Source organism: Streptomyces sp. NPDC008121 (genome assembly GCF_042957155.1).
In the GTDB taxonomy this organism is placed as follows: Bacteria; Actinomycetota; Actinomycetes; order Streptomycetales; family Streptomycetaceae; genus Streptomyces.
The window spans coordinates 262,190-288,559 of record NZ_JBIBHT010000002.1 but is presented as its reverse complement, the minus strand read 5'-3'; the positions used below and the strand labels follow the sequence as shown (position 1 = coordinate 288,559).

General features: G+C 73.0%; 26 protein-coding genes. 19 read left to right on the top strand and 7 right to left on the bottom strand.

Annotated features, from left to right (window positions below):
* Positions 1-11: 11 nt before the first annotated feature.
* Genes ACFZBD_RS06925 through ACFZBD_RS06915 form a run of 3 tightly spaced genes read left to right on the top strand, consistent with a single transcriptional unit; the run spans position 12 to position 2,879 of the window.
* Positions 12-1,016: a proline racemase family protein gene (locus ACFZBD_RS06925; protein ID WP_391136716.1), complete on the top strand. Its 1,005-nt coding sequence runs from the start codon at positions 12-14 to the stop codon at positions 1,014-1,016.
* A complete protein-coding gene (locus ACFZBD_RS06920; RefSeq protein ID WP_391136713.1) occupies positions 1,013-2,122 on the top strand; it encodes a proline racemase family protein in 1,110 nt (369 codons plus the stop codon). Before ACFZBD_RS06925 ends, ACFZBD_RS06920 begins: the two co-directional genes overlap by 4 nt.
* 46 nt (positions 2,123-2,168) lie before the next feature.
* Positions 2,169-2,879: an FCD domain-containing protein gene (locus tag ACFZBD_RS06915; protein ID WP_391136710.1), complete on the top strand. Its 711-nt coding sequence runs from the start codon at positions 2,169-2,171 to the stop codon at positions 2,877-2,879.
* Between the two features lie 10 nt (positions 2,880-2,889).
* Here ACFZBD_RS06915 and ACFZBD_RS06910 read toward each other — a convergent pair whose 3' ends face one another.
* The gene (locus tag ACFZBD_RS06910) at positions 2,890-3,513 is read right to left on the bottom strand and encodes a DUF1707 domain-containing protein (RefSeq protein WP_391136707.1); all 624 of its coding nucleotides are present in this window, start codon (positions 3,511-3,513) and stop codon (positions 2,890-2,892) included.
* 169 nt (positions 3,514-3,682) lie between these two features.
* Here ACFZBD_RS06910 and ACFZBD_RS06905 point away from each other — a divergent pair, with 169 nt between their 5' ends.
* From ACFZBD_RS06905 to ACFZBD_RS06885, 5 genes are all read left to right on the top strand, one after another.
* Positions 3,683-5,422, top strand: a complete 1,740-nt coding sequence (locus tag ACFZBD_RS06905) for an ABC transporter substrate-binding protein (RefSeq protein ID WP_391136704.1) — start codon at positions 3,683-3,685, stop codon at positions 5,420-5,422.
* Positions 5,423-5,443: 21 nt separating this feature from the next.
* Positions 5,444-6,412 (top strand): ABC transporter permease subunit, encoded by a 969-nt coding sequence (locus tag ACFZBD_RS06900; protein ID WP_391136701.1) that lies wholly within the window; start codon positions 5,444-5,446, stop codon positions 6,410-6,412.
* Positions 6,409-7,395, top strand: coding sequence for an ABC transporter permease subunit (locus ACFZBD_RS06895; protein WP_391136698.1), 987 nt, complete (start codon positions 6,409-6,411; stop codon positions 7,393-7,395). The genes ACFZBD_RS06900 and ACFZBD_RS06895 overlap by 4 nt, the downstream gene beginning before the upstream one ends.
* A complete protein-coding gene (locus tag ACFZBD_RS06890) occupies positions 7,395-8,405 on the top strand; it encodes an oligopeptide/dipeptide ABC transporter ATP-binding protein (protein ID WP_391136694.1) in 1,011 nt (336 codons plus the stop codon). The genes ACFZBD_RS06895 and ACFZBD_RS06890 overlap by 1 nt, the downstream gene beginning before the upstream one ends.
* 122 nt (positions 8,406-8,527) lie before the next feature.
* Positions 8,528-9,463, top strand: a complete 936-nt coding sequence (locus tag ACFZBD_RS06885; protein ID WP_391138506.1) for an oligopeptide/dipeptide ABC transporter ATP-binding protein — start codon at positions 8,528-8,530, stop codon at positions 9,461-9,463.
* A gap of 84 nt (positions 9,464-9,547) precedes the next feature.
* On the opposite strand, the gene ACFZBD_RS06880 is transcribed toward ACFZBD_RS06885, so the two are convergent.
* Positions 9,548-10,699 carry an alginate lyase family protein gene (locus ACFZBD_RS06880; protein WP_391138504.1) on the bottom strand — a complete coding sequence of 384 codons (1,152 nt, stop codon included), beginning with the start codon at positions 10,697-10,699 and terminating at the stop codon, positions 9,548-9,550.
* 331 nt (positions 10,700-11,030) lie between these two features.
* On the opposite strand from ACFZBD_RS06880, the gene ACFZBD_RS06875 reads away from it, so the two are divergent.
* Together ACFZBD_RS06875 and ACFZBD_RS06870 are read left to right on the top strand one after the other, a co-directional pair.
* Complete coding sequence (locus tag ACFZBD_RS06875) at positions 11,031-11,504, top strand: hypothetical protein (protein ID WP_391136691.1); 474 nt, start codon at positions 11,031-11,033, stop codon at positions 11,502-11,504.
* Between the two features lie 183 nt (positions 11,505-11,687).
* The gene (locus tag ACFZBD_RS06870; RefSeq protein WP_391136689.1) at positions 11,688-12,077 is read left to right on the top strand and encodes a hypothetical protein; all 390 of its coding nucleotides are present in this window, start codon (positions 11,688-11,690) and stop codon (positions 12,075-12,077) included.
* Between the two features lie 172 nt (positions 12,078-12,249).
* On the opposite strand, the gene ACFZBD_RS06865 is transcribed toward ACFZBD_RS06870, so the two are convergent.
* Together ACFZBD_RS06865 and ACFZBD_RS06860 are read right to left on the bottom strand one after the other, a co-directional pair.
* On the bottom strand, positions 12,250-13,212 hold the full coding sequence (locus ACFZBD_RS06865) for a nucleoside hydrolase (protein WP_391136686.1): 963 nt from the start codon (positions 13,210-13,212) through the stop codon (positions 12,250-12,252).
* 200 nt (positions 13,213-13,412) lie between these two features.
* Positions 13,413-14,318, bottom strand: coding sequence for an endonuclease/exonuclease/phosphatase family protein (locus tag ACFZBD_RS06860; protein ID WP_391136683.1), 906 nt, complete (start codon positions 14,316-14,318; stop codon positions 13,413-13,415).
* Positions 14,319-14,458: 140 nt separating this feature from the next.
* On the opposite strand from ACFZBD_RS06860, the gene ACFZBD_RS06855 reads away from it, so the two are divergent.
* The 7 genes from ACFZBD_RS06855 (at position 14,459) to ACFZBD_RS06825 (ending at position 19,131) form a co-directional block, all read left to right on the top strand.
* On the top strand, positions 14,459-15,262 hold the full coding sequence (locus tag ACFZBD_RS06855) for an alpha/beta fold hydrolase (protein WP_391136680.1): 804 nt from the start codon (positions 14,459-14,461) through the stop codon (positions 15,260-15,262).
* Positions 15,259-16,563 carry a SpoIIE family protein phosphatase gene (locus tag ACFZBD_RS06850; protein WP_391136677.1) on the top strand — a complete coding sequence of 435 codons (1,305 nt, stop codon included), beginning with the start codon at positions 15,259-15,261 and terminating at the stop codon, positions 16,561-16,563. Before ACFZBD_RS06855 ends, ACFZBD_RS06850 begins: the two co-directional genes overlap by 4 nt.
* The gene (locus ACFZBD_RS06845) at positions 16,560-16,898 is read left to right on the top strand and encodes an anti-sigma factor antagonist (protein WP_391136674.1); all 339 of its coding nucleotides are present in this window, start codon (positions 16,560-16,562) and stop codon (positions 16,896-16,898) included. The genes ACFZBD_RS06850 and ACFZBD_RS06845 overlap by 4 nt, the downstream gene beginning before the upstream one ends.
* A gap of 220 nt (positions 16,899-17,118) precedes the next feature.
* Positions 17,119-17,784, top strand: a complete 666-nt coding sequence (locus ACFZBD_RS06840; protein WP_391136671.1) for a DUF4142 domain-containing protein — start codon at positions 17,119-17,121, stop codon at positions 17,782-17,784.
* A 176-nt stretch (positions 17,785-17,960) separates the two neighbouring features.
* Positions 17,961-18,137 carry a hypothetical protein gene (locus tag ACFZBD_RS06835; protein WP_391136668.1) on the top strand — a complete coding sequence of 59 codons (177 nt, stop codon included), beginning with the start codon at positions 17,961-17,963 and terminating at the stop codon, positions 18,135-18,137.
* Positions 18,138-18,303: 166 nt separating this feature from the next.
* Positions 18,304-18,555 (top strand): hypothetical protein, encoded by a 252-nt coding sequence (locus tag ACFZBD_RS06830; RefSeq protein WP_391136666.1) that lies wholly within the window; start codon positions 18,304-18,306, stop codon positions 18,553-18,555.
* Positions 18,556-18,756: 201 nt separating this feature from the next.
* Positions 18,757-19,131, top strand: coding sequence for a PRC-barrel domain-containing protein (locus ACFZBD_RS06825; RefSeq protein WP_391136663.1), 375 nt, complete (start codon positions 18,757-18,759; stop codon positions 19,129-19,131).
* Between the two features lie 93 nt (positions 19,132-19,224).
* Here the strand turns inward: ACFZBD_RS06825 and ACFZBD_RS06820 are convergent, their stop codons facing one another.
* The 3 genes from ACFZBD_RS06820 to ACFZBD_RS06810 all read right to left on the bottom strand — a co-directional run bounded on the left by ACFZBD_RS06820 (position 19,225) and on the right by ACFZBD_RS06810 (position 23,002).
* Positions 19,225-21,675 (bottom strand): FtsX-like permease family protein, encoded by a 2,451-nt coding sequence (locus ACFZBD_RS06820; protein ID WP_391136660.1) that lies wholly within the window; start codon positions 21,673-21,675, stop codon positions 19,225-19,227.
* A gap of 2 nt (positions 21,676-21,677) precedes the next feature.
* On the bottom strand, positions 21,678-22,421 hold the full coding sequence (locus ACFZBD_RS06815; protein WP_391138501.1) for an ATP-binding cassette domain-containing protein: 744 nt from the start codon (positions 22,419-22,421) through the stop codon (positions 21,678-21,680).
* Between the two features lie 65 nt (positions 22,422-22,486).
* Complete coding sequence (locus ACFZBD_RS06810; protein WP_391136657.1) at positions 22,487-23,002, bottom strand: helix-turn-helix transcriptional regulator; 516 nt, start codon at positions 23,000-23,002, stop codon at positions 22,487-22,489.
* Between the two features lie 131 nt (positions 23,003-23,133).
* Between ACFZBD_RS06810 and ACFZBD_RS06805 the strand changes: the two genes are divergently transcribed.
* Together ACFZBD_RS06805 and ACFZBD_RS06800 are read left to right on the top strand one after the other, a co-directional pair.
* Positions 23,134-24,408: an extracellular solute-binding protein gene (locus ACFZBD_RS06805; RefSeq protein ID WP_391136654.1), complete on the top strand. Its 1,275-nt coding sequence runs from the start codon at positions 23,134-23,136 to the stop codon at positions 24,406-24,408.
* A 275-nt stretch (positions 24,409-24,683) separates the two neighbouring features.
* The gene (locus ACFZBD_RS06800) at positions 24,684-26,369 is read left to right on the top strand and encodes an alpha-amylase family glycosyl hydrolase (RefSeq protein ID WP_391136651.1); all 1,686 of its coding nucleotides are present in this window, start codon (positions 24,684-24,686) and stop codon (positions 26,367-26,369) included.
* The last annotated feature ends 1 nt before the right edge of the window (position 26,370 follow it).

Sequence of the window (26,370 nt, the reverse complement as noted above, 5' to 3'; positions counted from 1 at the left end):
AGGGGCCACCCATGCGCACGCGTCACATCTACCACGCCGTCGACTCGCACACCGAGGGCATGCCGACCCGGGTGATCACCGGGGGAGTCGGGGTGATCCCCGGCGCCACCATGGCCGACAAACGGCTCCACTTCCTCGCGCACATGGACGCCGTCCGGACCCTGCTCATGTACGAGCCGCGCGGCCACTCCGCCATGAGCGGCGCCGTCCTCCAGCCGCCCACCCGGCCCGACGCCGACTTCGGCGTGCTCTACATCGAGGTCTCCGGGCTCCTCCCCATGTGCGGACACGGCACCATCGGGGTGGCCACCGTCCTCGTGGAGACCGGCATGGTTCCCGTCGTCGAGCCGGTCACCACCGTCCGGCTCGACACCCCCGCCGGACTCGTGAGCGTCGACGTCCGTGTGGAGGACGGGGCGGCCACCGCCGTCACCCTCACCAACGTCCCCGCTTTCTGCGCCGGACTCGACCTGAAGGCGGACGTCCCCGGATACGGCACGGTCACCTACGACCTCGCCTACGGCGGCAACTTCTACGCCTTCGTCGAACTCGACGCGCTCGGGCTGCCCTTCGACCGCGCCCGCAAGGACGACCTGCTCGCCGCGGGCCTCGCCGTCATGGACGCCGTCAACGCCTCGGTCGACCGGCCCGTCCACCCCGAGAACCCGTCGATCGCCGGCGTCAAACACGTCTACCTCGCCGCCCCCGGCTCCGACGCCCGCCACTCACGGCACGCCATGGCGATCCACCCGGGCTGGTTCGACCGCTCGCCCTGCGGCACGGGCACCAGCGCCCGCATGGCGCAGCTGCACGCCCGCGGCCTGCTGGACCTCGACACCGACTTCGTCAACGAGTCCTTCATCGGCACGCGGTTCACCGGCCGGCTGGTCGAGCGGACCACCGTCGGCGGCCTCCCCGCCGTCGTGCCGACGGTCACCGGGCGGGCCTGGCTCACCGGCACCGCCCAGTACTTCCTCGATCCGACCGACCCCTTCCCCGGAGGCTTCCTCCTGTGAGACCCGCGACGCCTCCCCTCCGCGCGAGCCGGGTGCCCTCCGCGGCGACCGGCGTCCGCACGGTCGACTACCACACCGCGGGCGACCCCTTCCGGATCGTCGACGGCGCCCGCGGCGGTCTGCCTCCCGTGCCGGGCGACACCGTCGCCGAACGCTGCGCCACCGCCGTCGGACCCGGCGGCTCCGGTCCGTTGCCCCGCCCGGGCCCGCTGGATGACGTGCGGCGACTGCTCGTGCGCGAACCCCGCGGCCACCCCGGGATGTTCGGCGGCTTCGTCGTCCCACCGGACGACGATGGGGCCCACCTCGGCGCGCTGTTCTGGCACAAGGACGGCTACGCCACCGCCTGCGGCCACGGCGCGATGGCGCTCGGCGCGTGGGCCGTGGACACGGGCCGGGTCGCCACCCCGGACGACGGAGACGCGCGGGTACGGATCGACACGCCCGCGGGGCGGGTGGCCACCACCGTGCACCGCACCCGCGGCCGCACCACCGGGGTCACCCTCCGCACCGCACCGGCGCGGGTGACCGCCCGCAAGGTGCCGGTGGCCACCACCCTCGGCCTCGCGGAGGCGGACCTCGCCCACGCCGGAGCCTGCTACGCCGCCGTACGCGCACGGGACCTGGGCCTCGGGGTCTCCCCGGACGCGCTGCCCGCGCTGGTCCGCGCCGGTCGGGAGATACGGGCCGCGCTGGCGACCCATCCGGGAACCTGGCACCCCGACGGGCCGCTGCTCTCGGGCCTGTACGGCGTCATCCTCTACGAGGAGCTGCCCGACACCCCCTTCGGCCCGCGTCAGCGCAGTGTCACCCTGCTCTCCGGCGGACAGGTCACCCGCTCGCCCTGCGCCACCGGGACCTCGGCCCGGCTGGCCCTGCTGACGGAGGAGGGACGGCTCGCCCCAGGAGACGACCTGGTGCACGAGTCGGTGAGCGGCACGGTCTTCACCGGGCGGGCCGTGGCCGCCTCCGGGGGCCTCGTCACGGAGGTCACCGGCGCGGCCCACCGCACCGGCGAGCACCTCTTCGTCCGCGACCCGGGAGACGCCCTCGGCCCCGGTCTCGCGTCGTGGAGAGGAGGCTCAACACCGGTGCCGGATGCGTAACGTGACATTGTACGCTGTTCCTCTGCGAGGCTCGGAGGAAAAAACAATGGGTGACCTGAAGCAGCACAGTCTCATCAAGGCCCAGGAACGGCTGCGCGACCAGGTCGGCCACGCCCTCCGCGCCGCGCTCATAGCGGGTGAACTGCGCCCCGGCCGCGTCTACTCCGCTCCCGGTCTCGCCGGCGAACTCGGCGTCTCGGCCACGCCGGTGCGCGAGGCGATGCTCGACCTCGCCCGCGAGGGCCTGGTCGAGCCCGTCCGCAACAAGGGCTTCCGGATCACCGAGGTCAGCGAACGCGATCTGGACCAGTACACCGAACTGCGCACGATGATCGAGGTGCCCACCATCGGCCGGGTCACGAAGATCGCCGACGCCGCGCGACTGGAGGCGCTGCGCCCCATCGCGGAGGAGATCGTCACCAGCGCCCGCGAGCACGACCTCATCGGCTATCTGGAGGCGGACCGCCGCTTCCACCTCTCCCTGCTGGCCCTCGCGGGCAACGACCGTCTGGTCGAGACCGTCGGCGACCTGCGCAAGCGCTCCCGCCTCTACGGCCTGACCGGCCTGGACGAGGCCGGCAAGCTCGTCTCCTCGGCGGAGGAGCACCTCGAACTCCTCGACCTGATGCTCAGCGGCGACGCGGAGGCCGCGGAGGCCTGCATGCTCCGCCACCTCGGCCACGTCCGTTCCCTGTGGGCCCAGGGCCGCGACGAACCGGTGGGCCGCCCCCAGGGCGGCCTCGGCGCGGGGCTCTGAGCCCCGTTCGTCACTCCCTGCCCCGCGCCGGGTTGCCGTGCAGCTTGCGCCGTTCCCGGTGGTTGGGGTGGCGGATGACCACTCCTCCCGCGCCGCCGGTCCCGGTGAGCCGGATCAGCGGAGTCCCGGGGAGCCGGTCGGGCGTGGTGGTGTCCGTGAGGCCGCCGACGCCGGGGTCCATGCCGCCGGTGTCGGCGGCCCAGGAGTCGGGGATGACGATCGTGACGCCGGACGTCTCCCCGTACGCCTCCACCGTGACCTCGGTGAGACGGCACTCCACGCGGGTGAAGTCCAGCGTCACACCCCCCACCCCTCCGTGAGCGGTCACGTGCCCGGGAACGTCCCACCGCCCGGGGCCCCGGGACGCGCCGAACACGCCGCCCTTGAGCACGAGCGGCAGTGGGCTCGCCGAGGACTCGGAGCTCGGCAAGTCGGCTGTCAGGGCGTCCAGTTCGGCGTGCGTCCTGGACGTCAGCGCCCGCTCCACGCGCGCGTCCAGCTCGCCGAGGTCGATGCGCCCCTCGGCCGCCGCATCGCGCAACCGCTCCACCGCCGCGTCCCGTTCGTCGTGCGAGGCGCGCAACTCACCTGACGGGGCAGGGCGCGAAGAGGGATCCGGGAGTTGGGCAGTCATGGCCGCAAGGATAGGCGGCCGAAGGAAGCGCCGCACGTGTCAACTCCCCGCTTGCGCGCCGTACTTCGACACGGCTGGATAACGGTCGCACCGAAGGGTTGTCAGTACAATTTCACATTACTATGTTACCGGTCACATCCCAGAGCACGGCCCTTCCCTGGAGTGACCCATGACCAAGCGCACCCCCCTCGCCCTCGCCACCGCACTGGTGGTCGCTCTCGCACTCGGCGCCGCGGGCTGCTCCGACCCCCAGCAGGGCTCCGGCGGACGCGGCGCCAACCCCGCCGCCGGCAACGACGGGAAGGTCCTCGGCGGCACACCGGCCAGGGGCGGCACCCTCACGGTCCTCTCGAACCAGGACTTCGCCCACCTCGACCCCGCCCGCAACTGGGTCATGCCGACCATGGACTTCGGCACCCGGCTCCTCTACCGCACCCTCGTCACCTTCAAGGCCGCGCCCGGCAAGGCCGGCTCCGAACTGGTCCCCGACCTCGCCACCGACCTCGGCACCCCCTCCAACGGCGGCCGCACCTGGACCTTCACCCTCAAGGAGGGCGTGAAGTACGAGGACGGATCGCCCGTGAGGGCCCAGGACATCAAGTACAACGTCGAGCGCTCCTTCGCCCCCGACCTCACCGGCGGACCCGACTACGCCGCCCAGTACCTCGCCCGGACCGACGGCTACAAAGGCCCCCTCCAGGGCAAGCACCTCGACTCCGTGAAGACGCCCGACGACCGCACCCTGATCTTCGAACTCAAGCGCCCCGTCGCCGAGTTCTCGGCCACCGCCACCCTCCCCACCTTCGCGCCCGTCCCGCCCGCCCGGGAGAAGGGCACGCAGTACGACGCCCGGCCCTTCTCCTCGGGCCCGTACAAGATCGAGTCGTACGACCGCGACAAGAAGCTCGTCCTCGTCCGCAACACGCACTGGGACGCCACCACCGACCCCGTCAGAAAGGCGTACCCCGACAGGTTCGTAGTCGTCATGGGCCTCAAGGGCAGCCAAATCGACGACCGGATCATCGCCGGCGAGGGAGCCGACGCCTCCGCCGTCCAGTACAGCGACATGCGACCCGAGAGCGCCCCCAAGGTGCTGCCCCGGCCGGGAGTCAAGGCACGCCTCCTCGCCGAGTCCCAGGGCTGCACCGAGATGCTCCACCTGAACAACTCCCGCGCCCCCTTCGACGACCCCCGGGTCCGCGAGGCCATGCAGTACGCCCTCGACAAGGAAGCCGTCATCACCGCCGGCGGCGGCCCGGCCCTCAACGAGGTCGCCACCGCCTACCTGCCCCCCGCCCTCACCGGCGGCAAGCAGGCCGACACCCTGAAGATCGCCCCCGCCGGCGACCCCGCCAAGGCCCGGGAACTCCTCAAGGCCGCGGGCAAGCCGACCCTCAAGGTCTCACTCGCCGTCTCCACCGGCGACAAGGGCAAGGCCGAAGCCGTCCAGCAGGGCCTCGCCCGCGCCGGCGTCCAGGTCGTCATCGACACCATCGACCCCGGCGCCTACTACGACGTCATCGGCGACCTCTCCACCACCCCCGACATGACCCTCGCCGGCTGGTGCCCCGACTACCCCTCCGGCGCCACCTGGATCCCCTTCGTCTTCGACGGACGCACCATCAAGGACAAGGGCAACCAGGGCAACTACAGCCAGTTCCGCGACGCGGCCACCAGCAAGCGGATCGACGAGATCAACGCCATGACCGACGCCCGTCAGGCCCGTCAGGCCTGGATCGACCTCGACGCCGCCCTCATGCGGAAGTCCCCGTCCATCCCCGTCCTTCTGGAGCGCAAGCCGCTGCTCGTCGGCCCCAACATCGCGGGCGCGTTCGGCCACCCCGTCTGGACCGGCACCATCGACTACGCCACCGTCGGTCTCAAGGACCCCGCGAAGAGCCAGGGCTGAGCAGGGACAGGCAGACCACCCATGACCGCCACCCAGCCCCCGCCCCCGCCCGCCGCACCCGCGGCGGAGCCCGGGACGACGAGCCTCCCCCCGGGCAGCAGCCCCTGGCAGCTCGCGCGGCGCGCACTGCGCCGCAGACCCGCCGTCAGCGTCAGCCTCTGCGTCGTCCTCCTCTTCGTCTTCATGGCCCTCACCGCGCCCTGGCTCTCCGCGCTCGGCGGCTGGTCCCCCGAGGAGTACGACAAGACCGCCGTCGACCCCTACCTCGGCGGCCTCCCGCTCGGCCCCCTCGGCGGGATCAGCACCGACCACTGGCTCGGCGTCGAACCCGTCACCGGCCGCGACCTGTTCGCCCGTGTCGTGCACGGCGCACAGGTCTCCCTCCTCATCGCCTTCGCCGCCACCGCGATCGTCGTGCTCGCCGGCACCGCCGCCGGGATCGCCGCCGGCTACTTCGGCGGCCGCACCGACGCGGTCCTCTCCCGGCTGATGGACCTCACCATGTCCTTCCCCTCCCTCATCTTCATGATCGCGATGCTCTCGGTCGCCAAGGACGTCAACCGCATCGTCCTCATGACCACCGTCATCGGCCTCTTCGGCTGGCCCGGCATCGCCCGGGTGGTCCGCGGCCAGACCCTCTCCCTGCGACACCGGGAGTACGTCGACGCCGCGCGCGTCAGCGGCGCCGGCCCCTGGCGGATCCTGACCCGCGACATCCTGCCAGGCGTCTCCGGCCCGGTCATCGCGTACACCACCCTGCTGATCCCCGGCATGATCAGCACCGAGGCCGCCCTCAGCTACCTCGGCGTGGGCGTCCGCCCACCGACACCCTCCTGGGGCCAGATGATCGCCGAGTCGGTCGCCTTCTACGAGACCGACCCCCTGTACTTCCTCATCCCGAGCACCTTCCTCTTCCTCGCCGTGCTCGCCTTCACCCTCCTCGGAGACGCCCTCCGCGACATCCTCGACCCGAGGGGCGGCCGCACGTGATCCTCTACCTCCTGCGCCGGCTGCTCGCCCTCACGGGCGTCCTCCTCGCCATCGCCGCCGTCACCTTCGTGATCTTCTACGTCCTGCCCTCCGACCCGGCCGCGGCCGCCTGCGGCAAGACGTGCAGCGCCGAGCGCCTGGCCGACGTACGGACGTATCTGGGCCTGGACCAGCCGGTGTGGCGCCAGTTCCTCGACTTCCTGACCGGCATCTTCACCGGCCGCACCCTGGGCAGCGGGCCCTACGCCGTCCCCTGCGACTTCCCCTGCCTGGGCTACTCCTACGAGAACTCCCTGCCCGTATGGGACCTGCTGATGGACCGCCTGCCGGTCTCCGCCTCGCTCGCCGTCGGCGCCGCCGTTCTGTGGCTCGCCCTCGGCCTCGGCGCCGGGGTCACCGCGGCCCTGCGCAAGGACACCGTCACCGACAAGGTGCTCATGGTCGGCGCCGTCGCCGCGGCCTCCCTGCCGGTCTACTTCACCTCGGTCCTGCTCATCTACGGACTGATCCGCGTGGCGGGCCTGCTGCCCTACCCCACCTACCAGGCGTTCAGCGCCGACCCGCTCGCCTGGGCCGGCAACCTGCTGCTGCCCTGGACCGCGCTCGCCCTGCTGTACGCCGCCATGTACGCCCGCCAGAGCCGCGGCTCCATGATCGAGGCGATGGCGGAGCCGTACATCCGCACCGCCCGCGCCAAAGGCCTGCCCGAACGGACCGTCGTCGTCAAGCACGGCCTGCGCTCCGGCATGACACCGATCCTGACCCTCTTCGGCATGGACCTCGGCGGGCTGCTCGCCGGCGCCGTCATCACCGAGTCCATCTTCGGACTCCCCGGCATCGGGAGGCTGTTCTACGGCGCGCTGGTCAGCTCCGACCAGCCGGTCGTCCTCGGCGTCACCCTCCTCGCCGCCTTCTTCATCGTCGTCGCGAACCTCGCGGTCGACCTCCTGTACGCCGTCGTCGACCCGAGGGTGAGGTACTGATGGCCGCACCACACCACGAGCCCGCTCTGCTCCGCGTACGAGACCTGGGCGTCACCTTCACCACCCCGCGCGGCACCGTACGGGCCGTCGACTCGCTCGGCTTCACCGTCGAGGCCGGGCGCACCCTCGGCATCGTCGGGGAGTCGGGCTCCGGGAAGTCGGTCACCTCCCTCGCCGTCATGGGGCTGCACGGGGGCGCCGAGGTCACCGGCTCCATCACCCTCGCCGGACGCGAACTCACCGGCCTGCCGGAGAGGGAACTCTCCCGGCTGCGCGGCCGGAGGATGGCCATGATCTTCCAGGACCCCCTCTCCAGCCTCCACCCCTACTACACCGTCGGCGAACAGATCGCCGAACACCACCGGGTCCATTTCCGTACCGGCCGGGGCGCCGCGCGCCGGCGGGCCGTCGAGATGCTGGGCGAGGTCGGCATCCCGGAACCGTCCCGCAGGGCGGGGGAGTACCCGCACCAGTTCTCCGGCGGCATGCGCCAGCGCGCGATGATCGCCATGGCGCTGGCCTGCGAACCCGAGCTGCTGATCGCCGACGAACCCACCACCGCCCTGGACGTGACCGTGCAGGCGCAGATCCTGGAGCTCATCGCCCGCCTCCAGCAGGAGCGCGGCCTCGGCGTCGTCATGATCACCCACGACCTCGGAGTGGTCGCCCGCGTCGCCCACGAGGTGCTGGTGATGTACGGCGGACGAGCCGCCGAACAGGCCGCCGCCGACGCCCTGTTCGCCACCCCCGCACACCCCTACACCCGGGGCCTGCTCGACTCGCTGCCCCGGCTCGACGACGCCGACGACGAGCCCCTGCGGGCCATCCCCGGCGCCCCGCCCTCCCTCCTCGCCCCCGCCACGGGCTGCGCCTTCGCCCCCCGCTGCCCGAAGGCCGCCGCGCCCTGCGGGGACCTGCGACCGTCGTGGGAGCCGTACGGGGAACAGCCCGGCCGGCACGTGGCCTGCCACTTCGCCGGCGACCGCACACACCCGGAGGTGGTCCGATGACCCCCCTGACCCCGGTGAACCGGCCCATCCGGGGCCCCGGTCCCGCCACCGGCACGGATCCGGCCACCGACCGAGGCGCGGCCGGTGGCGGCGACACGCTGCTGTCCGTACGCGACCTCACCATGACGTTTCCCGGCCGGCGGTCGGCGACCGGGCGCCGGGGGGCGCCCGTGCGCGCGGTCGACGGGGTCTCCTTCGACCTCGCGGCGGGGGAGACCCTCGGCCTGGTCGGGGAGTCGGGCTGCGGCAAGTCCACCACGGGCCGGATGCTGGTCCGGCTGCTCCGACCCACCGCGGGCGACGTCACGTTCGAAGGGCAGGACATAGGCCGGCTCTCCGCGCGGGCACTGCGCCCGCTGCGCGGCCGCCTCCAGATGGTGTTCCAGGACCCGCACTCCTCCCTCAACCCCCGCCAGACGGTGGCCCGGATCATCTCCGACCCGCTGCTGGTGCAGGGCAGGCCCGCGCGGGACGCCCGCCGCAGGGCGGCCGAGCTGATGGAGCTGGTCGGGCTGCTCCCCGAGCACATCGACCGCTATCCGCACGAGTTCTCCGGCGGTCAGGCCCAGCGCATCGGCATCGCCCGCTCGCTCGCGACCGGCCCCCGGCTGATCGTGGCGGACGAACCGGTCTCCGCCCTCGACGTCTCCGTCCAGGCCCAGATCGTCAACCTGATGGAGCGGCTGCGCGCCGAACTGGGGCTCGCGTACGTCTTCATCGCGCACGACCTGTCCGTCGTCAAGCGGGTGAGCGACCGGGTCGCCGTGATGTACCTCGGCCGGATCGTCGAGATCGGGGAGAAGCGCGCCCTGTACGCGGACCCGCAGCACCCCTACACCCGGGCGCTGTTGTCGGCCGTACCGCTGCCCGACCCGGCCGCCGAGCGGCGGCGGGAGCGGATCGTGCTGCTCGGGGACCCGCCGAGCCCGGCCGCCCCGCCGCCGGGCTGCGCCTTCCATCCGCGCTGCCCGAAGGCGGCGGAGATCTGCCGGACGGAGCGGCCGGTCCTGCGGATCGCCGCCTCCCGCGAGGTGGCCTGTCACTTCCCGGGCGACTGACGGGGACCCCGGGAGGGCCGGGTGCCCCGGAGCCGGACGCGTCGGCTCCGGGGCCCTCAGGGCGGACTGCTCAGGGCGGACTCCTCAGCGCGGGTTCCCCGCGTGGGTGAGGGTCTCCCACGCCACGAAGAGGTTGTCGGTGCCGGCCGGACGCTTGCGCTCGGTCAGCGTCCCGGTGTTGGTCATGGCGTACCCCATCCGGCCGCTCAGTGCGTTGTACCCGACTTCGGTGACGGGACCGAGATGGTCCTTGAGGGTGCCGCCGCAGAGCGACCCGGGGACGGGCTCGCCGAGCTCGTACGTCGCGTGCAGGCCCAGTGCGTGCCGCAGCCGGTCGGCGATCTCGGGGTAGAGGTCCTGGCCCTGGATGCGGCTGGTCTCGGCGATGTGGGAGATGGCGGAGAGGCCGTAACCGGTGTGGGTGAGATCTCGACAGGTCTCCTGGCTCAACCCGTCGACGAAGGTGGTCTGCCCCTGCCAGTAGCGGACGATCTCGTCCCGGGTGTCCAGGCCGCTGCCCGGCGCGGTCCTCGGCAGAGCGCCGTCGCTCCGGAGGTAGAGGTAGGCCGGCACCCGGCCGCGGAACTTCGACACGGCCTTGTCGTAGGCGGTGCGGTCCTCCAGGAAGACGGCGATGCCGATCGCGGCCTCGGTCATGCTGAGCTCCCAGTTGCCGTTGGAGTGGGAGCCGCCCGCCACCTCCGGCAGGTACACGGTGCGCAGCATGGTCTTGAATCGCTCGACCCGGTCGGGAGCCCAGGCCGTGGAGGTGTAACGGATGATCTCGGCGGCCCGCGGCCAGGTGGACCCGGCCCAGCCGGTCTGCAGCGGGGCGTTGGAGTTGGTGTGATCCCGGATGGTGCCGGACCAGGCATCCATGATCTCGACCGCCTTCCGGGCGTACCGCTCGTCCCGGGTGACATACCAGGCGAGGGAGAGCGTGTACGCGGCGAGGGCGTCCTGACGCTCGTCGGTGCAGCCGTGGTTGGGGTTGGAGTACGAGCCGCACTCGACGACGGCCCTCGGCTTCGGCACCCGCGTCAGCGAGGCGTACGCGCTGCCCATCATCCGGTCGAACGCGCCCTTCCACGGCTGGGCACCGGCCTGGACCTGTTCCCGCGTGAAGTCCAACTGCCCCCGGGAGACGAGCACTCCGGGATGGACGAACGTCACGGGCGCGGCCTCGGCGCGACCGGAGGGGGCGCCGCCGAGGGTGACGAGCAGGGTTAGGAGCAGCGCGGGCACGGCTATGAGGGAGGCTCGGCGGCGGAGGGGGTGTGGGGGGTGCTGAGAGAGAAGCACAGAAGCTCCTTCTTCACATGTATGAACACTGAGTGTGTGGCTGACCCGGAAACTTAGAGGTCTGGACCAGTGTCGTCAATGTCTCGCGCCGGACGTTCACGTATCTGGTTGGGTGTGGGTGTGAGCGCTGGGTGGCTTCCGGCTCGGTGGCCTCGTTCGAAGAAGCGGGCACGGCCAGTGCCGCGAGCGGTCGGCCGCTGGAGGAACGCCCCAAGGTCGAGCTGTACCTAGAATGGGGGCTTTCGTCGGGATAGCAGGGGTGGCCGTGGAAATCACCGTTCAGTGGATACGTACGTCCTGGACGAAGCAGTCCCGGGGCGGAGAGGCTGCCGCCCGCAGGAACGCGGCTCCGGTCGGCTTCCCGGTCCCGGCTTTGCCGCCCCGGGTCGCGCACGTGGTCCGCATGCGTGAGGGAGACGGCTTCGCGCCCTGTGGCGTGCAGGAAGACCTGCGCAAGGTCGATGTCCAGCTGCGTGAAGCCGACGGCCGACTGCGGGTGCTTCCCCGAGTGCAGCCCTTGTTCGCCATACCCCCGCGGCCGCGACGGCCTCCGGCTGTTCGCCTGGCACCCGGACAGTGGGTCCGCTGGCAGCTCAACTACCGTTTCAGCAGCGCGGCAGGGGTACGGGACTGGTCGTACTGGATGGACACCTTCAACATCGCCTACGGCCCCGTGGACGCCGATGTGTTCCTGTCGGAGCCCACTGTGTACATGGACGAGCGAGGACCGCTCCGGTAACTCCACCCTCGGTCGATCATCTACTGGAGCCGGCCCCCTCTGCTTCCCCACGGTTCCGGCTCCGCCCGTGCCGGCCCCCTGTCCCCGGCCCGCGTCCATCGGGGTCTGGACCGAACACCGACCAGGCCCTGATGGATTCACCCGACCTGGCGGTTTGGGACGTGCGTGTCGGAGGATTGCCTCATGTCCCTCGCTGTTCACGATCACTGCACACACCTGCTGCGGACGAGTTCGTTTGACCTCTGGGTTCGTCTTCGACACCTGCTCAGGGAACAGGGGCTCGACCCGGCGAGCACCGTGCTCGTCGATCTCTTCCCAGACGGAGGCGACCACGAGTTCGGAAGGGTCATCGCCGACGATGGACGTGTCTACCGGTTCGACCTCTTCTATGACCGGGACTCTCCACAGGGAGCACGCAGGGCCACCATCCGGTCCTGGACCGACATCACTGACACCTGGCAGGAGGAACCTCTGCAAGACGAGATCGCGCAAGCCTTCATCTGGGCCCCTCCGCCGCGGCGGACGGACCTCACCCCTCGGCCGGTGAGCAGACCGCTGCCGGACATCGCGTAGGGGGTGGCACCCGCTACGGCATCCTCGCCGGCCCCGTGCTCCACCTTCGCCGAGCGCCGAAGGCTAGAACCCCAACCGCGCCCCTGTCACCACCCCGAGCCCCCCAGGTCCAGGCGGGCGATTCGGGGCAGGGGCGGGCACCGGCCGGCATCACTCCGCGGCCTAGCGCGCCTCAGGGCTTCTCCACCGTCGTCAGCCACAAACTCACGTACCGCTCCACGTCCACGCCCAACGCCACGTCCACCAGCGTCTGTTCGCGGAACCCCTCGTGGATCTCGGACTCGCCCGGGCGGGGACGGCGGTCGACGATCGTCTGGCCCCGGGTCGGGCCCGGGGCCAGGGCGACCTCGACCGGGAGGGGCTCCGTTGTGATCCCCGCCGGGTCGACGACCGCGCAGACGGCGCCCGCGTCACCGAGTCCGCCGGTGGGGGTGGGGTCGCCGGAGGTCGCCGGGTCGCGGTGGGCGAGGAGTTCACCGGCAAGACGCAGGCGCGGCTCGGCGCTCGCCCGCAGCCGTCGGACGTCGGCGGCGGGGACGAGCACCTGCTGGAACACGTCCAGCCCGTACATGGTGATCGGCACCCCGGCCGTGAGCAGGATCGCGGCCGCCTCCGGGTCGTGCCACACGTTGAACTCCGCGACCGGGGTGGCGTTCCCGGTCGCCACCGCGCCGCCCATGAACACGATCCGCTCGATGTTCCGCACCACCTCCGGGTGGGTGCGCAGGAGCAGCGCGATGTTGGTCAGCGGCGCCGTGGGGATGAGCGTCACCGGACGCGGTGAGGCCAGGATCTCCCGCCGCAGCAGGGTGACCGCGTCCACGTCGACCGGCCTGCGGGTCGGCGCGGGCAGCCGGAGGTCGCCCATCCCGTCCTGCCCGTGCACGTGCCGGGCCGTCCGCACCGGCTCGACCAGCGGACGCTCGGCGCCCCGCGCGACCGGGATGTCCCCTGCCCCGGCCTGCTCCAGCACGGTCAGCGTGTTGCGGACGACGCCGTCCAGGTCGGTGTTCCCGGCCACGCAGGTCACCGCCCGCACATCGAGCCCGGGGTGGCGTACGGCGAACAGCAGGGCCAGGGCGTCGTCGACGCCCGTGTCGCAGTCGATGACGACCGGGATGGGCTGACCAGTCACGGCAACGCTCCTTGTCTCCGCGCGTACGGAAACGACCCTATACAGGCCCCGGCCTCCGGCCCCGGGATCCTCGCCGGGCCGGTCGTCGTCCGGTTTCCCGCCCCGAACCGGCACGCCGCCGGGGCCGGCCCGGCCGAGACGGTGCCCTCGCCGTCGCCCGGGTGACCGGGCCGGGCCGAGCGCGCCCGGTCCCGAGGCGGTCAGAGCCGGGCGCCCGGCGCCGTCCGCGGGACCGTCAGGTCGGCGACGACCGGGCGGTGGTCCGACGCGGACGTGTCGAGGACCTCGGCGCGCCGGACCCCGATCCCGGCGGAGACGGTCACGTAGTCGAGGTACTTCCTCGGATCCCGCGCCGGGTAGGTCGGTCCGCAGGGGCCGGCGACCGCGCAGGCGTCGGTCATGCGGCCCCACAGCGGGGCCAGTTCGGGCGCTGTGGGCTCGGCGTTGAAGTCGCCGAGCAGCAGCTGGGGCTCGGCGCCGTCCTCTCCGAGGATCCGCAGGGTGTCGGCGATCTGCAGGGTGCGGACGGACGGGTCGGCGCGGTAGTCGAGGTGAGTGCCGTAGACGTGCAGGCGCGTGCCCCGGAGACCGACCGTGATCTCCGGGAAGCCCGGTGCCGGCGCGTGCACGGGGTTCCGCTGCTGGGTGGAGAGCCGGGTCAGCTCGTGGTTCTCGGCGGCGAGGACGGGGAGCCGGCTCAGGAGCGCGATGCCGAACCGCCGTCGGGGGGCCTGCGGTGTGACCCCGGGAAGGTCGTAGATGCGCCCGAAGAACACCCGCATGTCCAGGCGCTCGGCCAGCAGCGCCGCCTGGTCCTGCCAGGCGCTCCGCTCACCCCAGTGGACGTCGACCTCCTGCAGGGAGACCACGTCGGGACCGGCGGCCTCGATCGTGACGGCGGTGCGCTCCAGGTCGAGCCTCCCGTCGTCCCCTGCCCCGGCGTGGATGTTGTACGTCATCGCACGGATGCCGACCGGCCCGCCCGCCCGGGAGGAGGCCGCCGGCGGGCCGGGCCGTTCGACGGCGGGTAAGGCGGGCGCCACCGCCGCCAGGCCGCACATGATGACGAAGGCGGAACGGAGCGTACGGAGCGCGATCCGGCGCATGCGTCGTGTCTCCAAGGGCGTCGAGGGGCGTCGAGGGGCGGGCACGGGCAGTGCGAGGGCGGTGCCACCCGGCCCCGGGCGGAAGCACACGGGACACACCAGTGCGCTCCCGTCGCCGGGAGACTGGCAGGATGGCTGCCATGGACATCTTGCGCAGGAACAACGTCACGGTCACGGGCAACCCCCAGGGCCCGGTGGTGGTGCTGGCGCACGGGTTCGGGTGCGATCAGAACATGTGGCGGGCGAACGTGCCCGCCCTCGCGGCCGACCATCGCGTCGTGCTCTTCGACTACGTCGGCGCCGGACGGTCCGACCTGTCCGCCTTCTCGGCGGAGCGCTACGCCACCCTGGACGGCTACGCCCAGGACGTCGTGGACGTGTGCGAGGCGCTGGACCTGCGCGGAGCGACGTTCATCGGGCACTCGGTCAGCGCCATGATCGGGGTCCTGGCCGCCGCCGCGGCGCCGGAGCGGATCGGCGCGCTCGTCATGGTCGCCCCCTCCCCGCGGTACATCGACGACACCGACTACCGCGGCGGCTTCACCGCCGAGGACATCGACGAGCTGCTCGGATCGCTGGAGTCGAACTACCTCGGCTGGTCCTCCGCCATGGCGCCGGTGATCATGGGCAACCCGGACCGCCCCGAGCTGGGCGAGGAGCTCACCAACAGCTTCTGCGCCACCGACCCCGACATGGCCCGCGTCTTCGCCCGTACGACCTTCCTGTCGGACTCCCGCGACGACCTCAAGACGGTCGCCGTGCCCACCCTGGTCCTCGACTGCGTCCAGGACGTCATCGCCCCGCCCGAGGTCGGCGCCTACGTCCACCGGGCGATCCCCGGCTCCCGTCTGGTCACCTTGGACGCCACCGGCCACTGCCCGCACATGTCGGCGCCGGAGGCGACCAACGAGGCGATCCTCGCCTTCCTCGCCGACCTACGATGATGTGCCCCGTCGGGCAGGGCCCAGGCCCCTACGACGCCCGTGGCGAACAGGCGGGCGACGCGGCCTTCGCCGCCCTGCTCGAGGACAGCGCCGACGAGCTCTACGAGAGCGCCCCCTGCGGCCAGCTGTCCACCCTGATGGACGGCACCATCGTCAAGATCAACACCACCCTGCTGGACTGGCTCGGCCTCGACCGCGAGGCGGTGGTGGGCCGGATGAGGTTCGCCGACCTGCTGACCGTGGGCGGGAAGCTGTACCACGAGACGCACTTCGCGCCGCTGCTGCGGATGCAGGGCACGCTCCACGGCGTCGCCCTGGAGATCAAGCAGACGGGCGGCGGGCGGATGCCGGTGCTCCTCTCCTCCGCGGTCAAGCACGCCGGCTCCGGCGAACCGCTGCTGATCCGCACCACCGTCTTCGACGGCCGCGACCGCCGCGCCTACGAGGAAGAGCTGCTCCGGGCCCGCAAGGCCGCCGAACAGGCGGTCACGCAGGCCGAGGCGGACCGGGCCAGGCTCCAGGACGCGCTCGCCGTGCTCCAGCAGTCCCTCCTCCCGCACGCCCTGCCGGCCGTGCCCGGGGTCGAAGCCGCCGCCTACTACCACACGGCCTCACCGGACCGGCTCGGCGGCGACTTCTACGACATCTTCGCCATCGACGGCACACGCTGGGCGTTCTTCCTCGGCGACGTCTGCGGCAAGGGACCCGAGGCCGCCGCGGTCACCTCCCTGACCCGCTACACCCTGCGCGCCGCGGCCCTCCACACCCCCGACCCCATCGCCGTCCTCACCACCCTCAACACCGTCCTCCACGAGAGGTACAGCGGCGGCGACCCGCGCTACTGCACCGCCATCTTCGGCATCCTCGAACCCGACCCCGCGAGCGGCATAGCCACCGTCCACCTCGCCTCCGGCGGCCATCCCCCCGCGCTCGTCCTGCGCGCGAACGGCGACTGCGACTTCCTGCGCACGCCCGGAGGCCTGCTCGTCGGCATCGTCGCCCAGCCGCACTTCACCTCGGCCACCACCACCCTCGGCCCCGGCGACACCCTCCTGCTGTACACCGACGGCCTCACCGAAGCCCGTACCGGCACGGGCCGCGCCCACCTCTACGGAGACGAGGCCCTGCGCTCCTTCGCCACCGGCCATGCAGGACACTCCGCGCACGCCCTCGTGGAGGCGCTCACCGGCCTGCTCGACAGCTTCGGCGAGGGCCTCGACGACGACACCGCGCTGCTCGCCCTCGGCATACCCCGCCCGACCCATCCGGCCCCCGGCCCTGCGACGAAGAACCCCTCATGAGCGATCTCAAGATCACCTCCCGCGACGCCGCGACCGGTCCCGTACTGGAGATCAGCGGCGAGCTGGACTACGCCAGCGCCGGCGAACTGAGACGACAGGTCACCGCCCTCGTCCTCCGACCGGGGCAGCGCCTGGTCCTGGACCTCACCGCCATGGAGTTCTGCGACTCCAGCGGCATCACCGCGCTCATCGCCGCCCGCAACCACGCCCTGGCAGCCCAAGCGGAGATGGCCCTCGCCGCCGTACCGGCCAACACACTGCGCATCCTCCGCATCGTCGGACTCGACCAGGTCTTCACGCTGTACGCCGAGACCGACGCGGCCACCCGCCCCTGAGGCCCCCGCGCCCGCCCCGCGCCGCCCTCCGCGGTCGGAACGGCGGTCACCCGTTGCGGTGAAACCGGGCCTCCACAGCGAAAGCCGGCGTGTCGGAGCGGGACACATGAGGGACGGGGTGCCGGAAGGCACCCTCCCGTCATGCCGCCGGCAGACCCGGAGGCGAAAGGACGTACCCATGCGGATAGCGCGGACCCTTCGGCCCCCACGGACGCGGCTCGTGACGACCGCTCTGCTCCTCACCGTCACCGGCGCCCTCTGCGCGCCCCCCGCCACCGCGTCGCCCGCCGGCGACCAGGACACCGCGTTCGTGCGGAAGGGACACCAGGTAGGCCTCGCCGAGATTGCCGCCGGCCGGGACGCGGCGAGGAACGCGGCCACTCCCTGCGTCAAGGCGGTCGGAGCGGCGCTCGTACGCGATCACACCCGGCTGGACGCGGGCCTGAGCGCCCTGGCCCGTGAGCTCGGCGTCACCCTGCCGGGACCCGCCGCCCCCGCGCCCGCACGCGAGCCCGAAGACGTACGGGGTCCGGCGCGGACGACCGCGTACGACACCGCCTGGCTCGCCGACCGGGCCGAAGCGCAGACCGAGGCGCTCGCCCTCATCGACGCGCAGATCGCCCGGGGCGACAACGCCCGGGCCGTCGCCGCCGCCCGCGTCGCACGGCCGGTCGTGACCATGCACCTGGACATGGTCCGCGGCGGCACCTGCCATGGCGTCCGGGGCGCGACGACGTCCGCCGCCGGCAGCGGCGCCGACCTCGCGGCGGCATCGGGGAACGACCGCTTCGTCCTGGGCGCGGCGGCCCTGGCGGCCGGAGCCGTCCTCGCCGGGGCCGGCCTGTGGCTGCTGTCGTCGCGGCGGCGCCACGACGGCGGAAGGTGACGGGCGAGCCGGCCCGTCGGCCCGCCCGGCCTTCCGGACGGGAGCGCGGGGGACCCGGCTCGGCGCGTCGGACATCGTGCGCCCGACGCCCCACCTCGCTGTATCGGACGCATGTGCGACGCCCGTTGTTCGCCCCGCCCCGCATCCGGCCCCCCGGGCGGCCCGGAACTCTCGTCATGCCACGCCCCGCACTGCCCGAGCCGGATCCCGGCACCCTCGTCGTCCGGCTCGCCGACGGAACCCTCGTCCTCCTCGCCGACACCGACCCGGCGCTCGTCGAAGCGCACAGCCCGCTCCGTCGCGCCCTGCGCACCTTCCGCCACCGGGAATCGGCCGACCGCCGCGGGGACTGAGCCGGACGTACGGCCCTGCCCGCCGGATCCGTGCCGTGCCGACGGCATGACTCGGTCGTCTTCCGGATATGGCTTCACTGAAGAGCCAATCCAGCAGGGGAGGGGCAGCGTCTGCCATGAGCGAGTCGGTCGAGGCCCCTGGCCGCCCCGCTGGGGAGGTCCGGCGGTGACCCCCGGGGACGAGGCCACCGCGCATCTGCTCGTCGCGGCCGCCTTCCACGACGCCGCGGCCAAGGCCGAGGAGCGCGGCGACAGCTCCGTCGGCGAGTTCTCCCGCGCCGTCATCCGCCGCTTCGAGGAGCACCAGCACCTGGAGGGCGCGCTCTACGACATCGTGCTCCAGTACGCCAAGGAGTACGCCTCGCCCGCCGACCTGGAGGCGCTGGAACGCTGGATCGCCGAGGTGACCCGCCACTGAGGGACCGGCCCGGGAACGCGGGGCGGGGTGGTGAGGACGGTCCGCGCGCCGCGGCCTCTGCCGGACCACGGGTGTGCGCGCCCGTCCGCGGGGCAGGCGGTCTCCCTGAGGCCGCGGCGGGGACACCTCCGCGGCCCCCGCTGGAGGCGGTCCTCGACGGCCGGCCTCCACGGAACGTCCCTGAACGGAGGAGTGATCGGCATGGCGGAGAACGTGTGGAGCTACGGCGAGGCTTTCGGCCACCTGGTGGGCACGGACCTGTCCGGCTGGAGGGTCGAGGCGACCGACGGGCACATCGGCAAGGTCGACAAGCACTCCGACGAGGTCGGTGACGCCTATCTGGTGGTCGACACCGGGGTGTGGATCTTCGGCAAGGAGGTGCTGATCCCGGCGAGCGCGGTGACCCGCATCGACCTGGAGGGGCACACCGTCCACCTCGACCTGACCAAGGATCAGATCAAGGACTCGCCGGAGTTCCACTCCGACAAGCACCTCGCGGATCAGCAGTACCGCGAGGAGGTCGCCGTGTACTACCGCACCGGCGGGCCCTTCGGCGGCGGCCCGAGCCCCGTCTGACGTCCGGTAGACCCGCGAGGCGGCTCCCGCATGGAATGCGGGAGCCGCCTCGCTTCCGTCCGCCACGAGACCCGCGGGCCGCCCGGGCGACGGTCAGGCGACGGCGCTGAGGGTGTCGGCCAGGCGGTGGCGGGTGGCACGGGCGGCGGGCAGCACGGCGAGGGCGACCGCGCCCGCGACAGCCGCGAGGGCGAGGGCCAGGAGCTGGAGGAACGGCGGCGCGTGCGCGATGCCGGCCCCGACGCCGAGGGCCGACGCCTCGTGGTCGATCAGCCAGTGGGCGAAGGGGACCCCGAGGGCCGTACCGACGAGGGCGGCGGCCAGGGCGGTGCAGCCGACGGCCGTGACGGTGACCGTGGTGATCTGGCGCGGGGACAGGCCGATGGCCTTCAACGCCAGCAGATCGCGCCCGCCGTCCCGCACGCTGCCGCCGATCGTCGTGGACAGCTCCGTGAGCCCGATCAGCGCCAGCACGGCGATCAGACCGACGGCGACACCGCGCAGCGCGGCGAGGTGGTCGGCGGGGCTGGTGACCTCGCGGAGGTCGAGCCGCCCCCGCGAGGCCTCGGCCAGGTGATCGCGGACCGCGCGCGGATCCGCCCCCGGGCGCAGTTGGAGCTGGTACGTCGTGGGACGCAGCGACGGGTCGTTCTCGCGCAGGGTGTCGAGCGAGGTCGAGATCACCCGGCCGCCGTTCTCGGGTTCGATGCTCCGGCCGACGAGGTGCAGGACCTGCGGATGGCCGCCGACGGTCAGCCGCACCCAGTCGCCGACCCGCGCGTCGAGGAGGTCGAGCAGCCCCTGGCCGGCGACGGCCTCGTCGGGGCCGCGGGCCGGGCGGCCCTCGGCCAGCGAGTACGGGTAGGGCTCCGCCCGGGTGCCGAGGCCGCGCAGCGCGATGGTGCCCGTCTGCCCGGGGACCAGGGCCGCGACCTCCAGGCCGGGATGGGCGGTGACGACGTCCGGGTCGCTCTCCAGGAGGGCGGTCGCCTGGCGGTCGGTGAGGGTCGCGTCCGGGCGGGCGGTGAGCGCGGCGGCCAGGCCGAGCTGCTCGGGCCGGCTGTCGAAGCGTTCGATGGTCGTCCACGCACCGAGCGCGACGGTGATCAGCAGCAGCGGCAGGGCGAGCCGGACGATGGTGGCCGGGGCGCGGCGCCCGCGCCCGAAGGCGTGGTGCCAGCCGAGGACGAGCGCGGGCGGGACGCCCAGCCCGAGCGCCTTCCTGGCCGCGCGGGAGAGCCCTCGGGGGTGGCGTGCCGATCCTGCCGGGGTCGCGGCGTCCGGCACCGCTCCCTGATCCGGCCTGATCGACAGGACGCCTCCGAGCGCGGCGGCCGGGCGCGATGGTCTCCGGCCCGGCGCGGCGGAGGGCAGCACCGGTACGGGCGGGACGCGGCCCGCGCGCCAGGCGGCCAGGGAGGTGGCCGCGCCGATGAACAGCACGGCCGCGACGGGGACGAGCAGCAGCGCCGGAAGGTGGCCCGGGAGTCCTTGCCAGACCTCGACCGCGTCGCCGAGCCGTCCCGGCAGCCGGCCGCCCGCGCTCCGGACGAGCAGCACGGCGAGGGCGGCGCCGAGGACGGCGAACGCCAGGTGCTGGGCGAGGAAGATCCGGACGACCTGGCCGGGGGTGAAGCCGACGGCCTTGAGGACGGAGATGTCCCGGAGGTGCCCGCGGACACGGGTGCTGATCGCCCCGAACACCGCCAGCGCCGCGGCGACGAGCGCGCCCACGCCGAAGAGCCCGAGGACCTGGCCGAGGAGCCGGGTGTCGCCCTGTGCCTCGGCGCGGGCCTGCTGCCAGGTGGAGACGTCGGTGACGGCGCCCGCGCCGAGCGTGGTGACCACGCGCTGGACCGCGTAGTCGGTGTCCTCCGGGGCGTCCAGCCGGAGTCCGACGACCTGGCCGCCGGTCCGGTCCCGCGGTACGGCACCGGGGAGCGCCCACACCGTGCCGGGCCGCTCCCCGGCGCGGTAGCGGCGTTCGGCGGTGTCGGCGACGCCGAGGACGGTGACCGTGCGCCCGGGGAGGGTGAGGCGGTCGCCCGGTTCGGCCCACAGGGCGCGGGCGAGACCGGCTTCCAGGACCACGCCGTCGGGGGTGGCCGGGTCGAGCCAGCGGCCGGACGTCACCAGTGGGCGGCCCGTCGACGGCTCGTCACCGGCGGGCGTTCCGTCCGGGCGCCGGTCGTCCCCGGGACGGCCGTTCCCGGGCGGGTCGGCGGGGGTCGCCCGGAGTTCGGCGCCCGCGCGGGCGCCGCGCGAGGCGAGCGTGGTGGTGGCCGTACGGTACGGGCCGGAGACGGCGGCGACCCCGTCGAGTGCGGCGAGCCGGCCGGTGTCGGCGGCGGGGCCGGTGTGGATCCAGACGTGCGCGCCGTGCGACTGGGTGAAGACCCGCTGCCAGGGGTTGGTGGCGTACCCGAAGAGGGCGGTCGCGAGCAGCAGCGAGGCGACGATGCCGGCGGTGGCCGCGACGAGGAACAGCGCCTCGCCCCGGTGCGTCCGCAGATCGGCGTGCGCCCAGCGCAGCATGGCCCGCACGGTCAGTCCTTCAGTTCGTTCAGCGCGAGTACGCCGGACAGGCCGGTGCCGCGCGGCGGCGTCGAGCCCAGCTCGGCGTCGTCGGCTATGCGGCCGTCGAAGAAGCTGATCACCCGGTCCGCGGCGCTGGCGAGCCGCGCGTCGTGCGTGACGAGGACGATGCTCTGGCCGCGCTGGTGGAAGCGGGTCAGCAGCCGCATCACCTCGCGGGTGCCCTTGCTGTCGAGGCTGCCGGCCGGCTCGTCGGCCAGGAGCAGCCGCGGATGGTTGACGAGGGCGCGGGCGAGCGCGACGCGCTGCTGTTCCCCGCCGGACAGTTCGCCGGGCATGCTGCGGGCCTTGCCGTCCAGGCCGAGATCGGCGAGGAGCGTCTCGCGCTCGGCGCGGGCCTGCCGGGCGGAGGCACCGGCCAGCAGGGCGGGCAGCTCGACGTTGTCGGCGACGGTGAGGTTGGAGACGAGGTTGAAGAACTGGAAGACGATGCCGATGCGGCGTCGCCGTTCGACGGCCCACCGGGCCTCGCTGTAGCCGTCGGTGCGCTCCCCGTCGAGCCACAGGGAGCCGCTGTCGGGCCGCTGGAGACCGCCGAGGAGGTGCAGCAGGGTGGACTTCCCGGCGCCCGAGGGGCCGGTGACGGCGACGAACTCGCCCTGCCGCACGGTGAGGTCGACGCCGCGCACGGCATGGGCGGGGGCGCCCTCGCCGTGGTGGGTCTTGGTCAGCCCCTCCGCGCGCAGCAGCGGCACGGCGGAGCCGGGGGCCTCGGGCCCGGCGGCTCCCGCCGACGGGGCGGACGGCGCGGAGGGGTCCGTCACCGCAGGTCCTCCAGTTCCTCCTGGCAGCGCTCCAGCCAGTCGAGGTCGGCCTGCAGATGCAGCATGGCGCCTTCGATCAGCAGGTGGGCTATGCGGTTGTCCCGGTCTTCGGTCGCGGCCAGCTTGGACAGGTTGCGCATGGTGTTCAGATACTCGCGTCGCTGTTTGTTGATGAGGGCGATCTGGTCGGCGAGGCCGGTCCTCGGGGCGAGGGCGAGCTTCATGAAGAACTCGTCCCGGACCCTCGGTTCGTCGGCCGTCTCCTCGAACCAGGCGCGGAGTGCTTCCTGCCCGGCATCGGTGAGGCGGTAGATCTTCTTGTTGGGCCGGCTCTCCTGGGCGATCTCCTCGCCCTCGATGAGGCCGGACTTCTCCAGCCGGCCCAGCGTCACATAGATCTGGCCGACGTTGGTGGGAGGGTACGCGGCGCCCAGCAGTTGCTCAAGGTCCTGCTTGAGCTCGTAGCCGTGGGCGGGTCCGCGCGCCAGGAGAGCGAGGAGCGGAAGGCGCACGCGTGCTCTCCTCCTCCGCCGGCTCCCGGCTCCCGATGTGATGTGGGCTCTAGTATCGCCCATGCCTAACGGGTATACATGCCCGAGACGCGGGACGCCGAGGTCCTGCGCCGGTGTACAGGGAGGAACCTATGCGGTGGATGCGTGCCGCGGGTAGGGGTCTCCTGGTCGTCATGATCGTCCTGACCGGTTACGTGACCTCCGGCGCCGGCCCGGCGGCCGGGGAGCGCGGGGGCGGGCGGGGCCCGATGACCCTGGCCACGGCCGGTGACCTCACCGGCTATCTCGGCCGTGTACTCGACGGATGGAACCGGGCACACCCGGACGAACGGGTCACCCTGGTCGAGCTGCCCGACGCGGCGGACGAGACCCGGGCCCAGATGATCACCGATCTCCGATCGGGCGCGGGCCGCTTCGACGTCCTCAACATCGACGTGGCCTGGACCACGGAGTTCGCCGCCGCCGGCTGGATCGCCCCGGTGGACCGGGCACGGCTCCCGCTCGACGGCTTCCTGCGACCGGTCGTGGACACGGCGACGTACGACGGCAAGCTGTACGCCGTCCCGTACGTCACCAACGCCGGGATGCTCTTCTACCGCAAGGACGTGCTCGCCCGCGAGGGCGAACGGCCGCCGCGGACCTGGGCCGAGCTGGAGCGCCAGGCGCGCACGCTCGCGCCCCGGCACGGCCTCGGCGGATACGCCGGGCAGTTCCTCCCCTACGAAGGCCTCACCGTCAACGCCGCCGAGGCCGTCTACTCCGCGGGCGGCACCATCCTCGGCGACGAGGGCGAGCGGGTCACGGTGGAGTCGGCGGCCGCCCGCGAAGGCATCGGATTCCTCGCCCGGGGCGTCCGCGACGGCTGGATCCCCCGCGAGGCGCTGACGTACACGGAGGAGGAGTCCCGGCGGGCGTTCCAGGACGGCCGGCTGCTCTTCCTGCGCAACTGGCCCTACGCCTACGCCGGCGCCTCGGGGCCGGACTCCGCGGTGGCGGGGAGGTTCGGCGCCGTGCCGCTGCCCGGCCCGGACGGACCGGGCACCAGCGTGCTGGGCGGGTCGAACCTGGCGGTGAGCAGCCAGGCGCGGCACCCCGAGTCGGCGCGCGACCTCATCGCGTACCTCACGAGCGAGCCCGTGCAGCGCCGGGTGCTGACCGAGGGCGCGCTCCCGCCGGTGCGCGCCGCGCTGTACCGGGACCCGGAGCTGGTGCGGCGCTTCCCCTACCTGCCGGCGCTCCGCGCCAGCGTGCTCGCCGCGGAGCCACGCCCCAAGAGCCCGCGGTACGAACAGGTCACGCTGGCCGTCCAGGCCGTCGTGCACGACGCCATGGCCCAGCACCAGACGCCCGAGGCGGCCGTACGGCGGCTCGCCGGGGAACTCGCGGCCATCGCCCACCGCCGCTGACCGCCCCGCCTGCCGCCTCCGCGCGGCCGCGGTCGAGGTCCGGGCGCCCACGGGCCCCGTGGTCAGGCTCGTGACGCTCTAGTTACCTGTTAGGTATCTCCCTGGCACACCTTTGCCGTCAAGTGCGTGGTTCAAACCCGTACATAAAACGCAAATGCCGCCGGTTTCCGCACAGTCGTTGACACCCTCTCGTCACCCCTACCTAACATGCATGCATAACCGCTATTCGCTCTGGATGGCGCGCACCCCTTCACGAAGAAACAGGTCAACGGGTGATGCTCACAGCTCCCGCCGGCGACGGCCTCGCGCAGCGCCTCGCACACCACCCCGTCCACCCCTGGTGGCGCGACGCGGTGATCTACCAGGTCTACGTCCGCAGCTTCCTGGACAGCACCGGTGACGGCATCGGCGACCTCGCCGGGGTCCGCGCCGGATTCCCGTACCTGAAGAAGCTCGGCGTCGACGGCATCTGGCTGAGCCCCTTCTACCCGTCGCCGCAGGCCGACCACGGCTACGACGTCGCCGACTACTGCGACGTCGACCCCGTCTACGGCGACCTGGAGGAGTTCGGCCGCCTCGTCGCCGACGCGCACCGGCTCGGCATCAAGGTCCTGCTGGACATCGTCCCCAACCACTGCTCCAGCGAGCACGCCTGGTTCCGCGAGGCGCTCGCCGCCGGCCCCGGCAGCGCGGCCCGCGCCCGGTTCCACTTCGCCGAGGGCCGGGGCCCGGGCGGCGACGAGCCGCCCAACAACTGGCACGCCATGTTCGGCGGCCCCGCCTGGAGCCGGATCACCGAGGCGGACGGCACCCCCGGCCCGTGGTACCTCCACATGTTCACCCCCGAGCAGCCCGACCTGAACTGGCGCAACCCCGAGGTGGGCGCCCACTTCGAGCACGTCCTGCGCTTCTGGCTGGACCGGGGCGTGGACGGCTTCCGCATCGACGTCGCCGCCGGCCTCTTCAAGCACCCCGGTCTCCCGGACTCCTCCGACCCGGAGGCCGACGCCCGGACCCGCGACTCGGTCAACCCGCTCGCCTGGAACCAGCCCGAGGTGCACGACGTCTGGCGGCACTGGCGGTCGGTCTGCGAGGAGTACACCGCCCGCGACGGACGCGAGCGGCTCCTCGTCGGCGAGGTCTCCGTCCCGAACGCCAGGGAGCAGGCCGCCTACGTACGCCCCGACGAACTGCACCAGGCCTTCTTCTTCGACCTCCTCGGCGCCCCCTGGGACGCCGAAGCCTTCCGCGCCGTGATCGACGAGGCCATGCGCGACATCGCCGGCACGGGGTCCACCGTCACCTGGGTCCTCAACAACCACGACCAGGTCCGTACCGTCACCCGCTACGGCGAATCCGGCACCGAGGGCAGCGGCCTGGGCGCCGCCCGGGCGCGCGCCGCCGCCCTGCTCATGCTGGCGCTCCCCGGCGCCGCCTACATCTACCAGGGCGAGGAGCTCGGCCTCCCGGAGGTCGTCGACCTCCCGGACGAGGTCCTCACCGACCCCATCTTCCGGCGCACCGGCAGCCGGGCCCGGATCCGCGACGGCTGCCGCGTCCCGCTGCCCTGGTCCGGGCACGCCTCGCCGTTCGGCTTCAGCACCGGCGCCGAGAGCGCCAAACCGTGGCTGCCGCAGCCCGGCTGGTTCGCCGCACACGCCACCGACCGAGCCCTCGCCGACACCCGATCCTTCTGGCACCTCTACCGCGACGGTCTGCAACTGCGCAGCGGCCTGCCGCAGTTGGGCGAAGGCACGCTGCGCTGGCTGGAGGCGCCCCCCGGCGTCCTCGCCTTCGTGCGCGGCGAAGGCCTCGTCTGCGCCGTCAACTTCACCGGAGCGCCGGTGCCCGCACCCGTCTCCGGCGCCCCCCTGCTGTCCAGCGGCCCCTGCCCGGACGGCGTCCTGCCCGGATCCACCGCCGCCTGGTGGATCGGCGACCACACCACCTCGGAGGTATGAC

Coding starts and splice junctions, on each gene's coding strand:
- ACFZBD_RS06925 (WP_391136716.1), top strand. CDS start 12: ATGCGCACGCGTCACATCTACCACGCCGTCGACTCGCACACCGAGGGC.
- ACFZBD_RS06915 (WP_391136710.1), top strand. CDS start 2,169: ATGGGTGACCTGAAGCAGCACAGTCTCATCAAGGCCCAGGAACGGCTG.
- ACFZBD_RS06910 (WP_391136707.1), bottom strand. CDS start 3,513: ATGACTGCCCAACTCCCGGATCCCTCTTCGCGCCCTGCCCCGTCAGGT.
- ACFZBD_RS06905 (WP_391136704.1), top strand. CDS start 3,683: ATGACCAAGCGCACCCCCCTCGCCCTCGCCACCGCACTGGTGGTCGCT.
- ACFZBD_RS06900 (WP_391136701.1), top strand. CDS start 5,444: ATGACCGCCACCCAGCCCCCGCCCCCGCCCGCCGCACCCGCGGCGGAG.
- ACFZBD_RS06890 (WP_391136694.1), top strand. CDS start 7,395: ATGGCCGCACCACACCACGAGCCCGCTCTGCTCCGCGTACGAGACCTG.
- ACFZBD_RS06885 (WP_391138506.1), top strand. CDS start 8,528: ATGACGTTTCCCGGCCGGCGGTCGGCGACCGGGCGCCGGGGGGCGCCC.
- ACFZBD_RS06870 (WP_391136689.1), top strand. CDS start 11,688: ATGTCCCTCGCTGTTCACGATCACTGCACACACCTGCTGCGGACGAGT.
- ACFZBD_RS06860 (WP_391136683.1), bottom strand. CDS start 14,318: ATGCGCCGGATCGCGCTCCGTACGCTCCGTTCCGCCTTCGTCATCATG.
- ACFZBD_RS06855 (WP_391136680.1), top strand. CDS start 14,459: ATGGACATCTTGCGCAGGAACAACGTCACGGTCACGGGCAACCCCCAG.
- ACFZBD_RS06850 (WP_391136677.1), top strand. CDS start 15,259: ATGATGTGCCCCGTCGGGCAGGGCCCAGGCCCCTACGACGCCCGTGGC.
- ACFZBD_RS06845 (WP_391136674.1), top strand. CDS start 16,560: ATGAGCGATCTCAAGATCACCTCCCGCGACGCCGCGACCGGTCCCGTA.
- ACFZBD_RS06835 (WP_391136668.1), top strand. CDS start 17,961: ATGCCACGCCCCGCACTGCCCGAGCCGGATCCCGGCACCCTCGTCGTC.
- ACFZBD_RS06825 (WP_391136663.1), top strand. CDS start 18,757: ATGGCGGAGAACGTGTGGAGCTACGGCGAGGCTTTCGGCCACCTGGTG.
- ACFZBD_RS06805 (WP_391136654.1), top strand. CDS start 23,134: ATGCGGTGGATGCGTGCCGCGGGTAGGGGTCTCCTGGTCGTCATGATC.
- ACFZBD_RS06800 (WP_391136651.1), top strand. CDS start 24,684: ATGCTCACAGCTCCCGCCGGCGACGGCCTCGCGCAGCGCCTCGCACAC.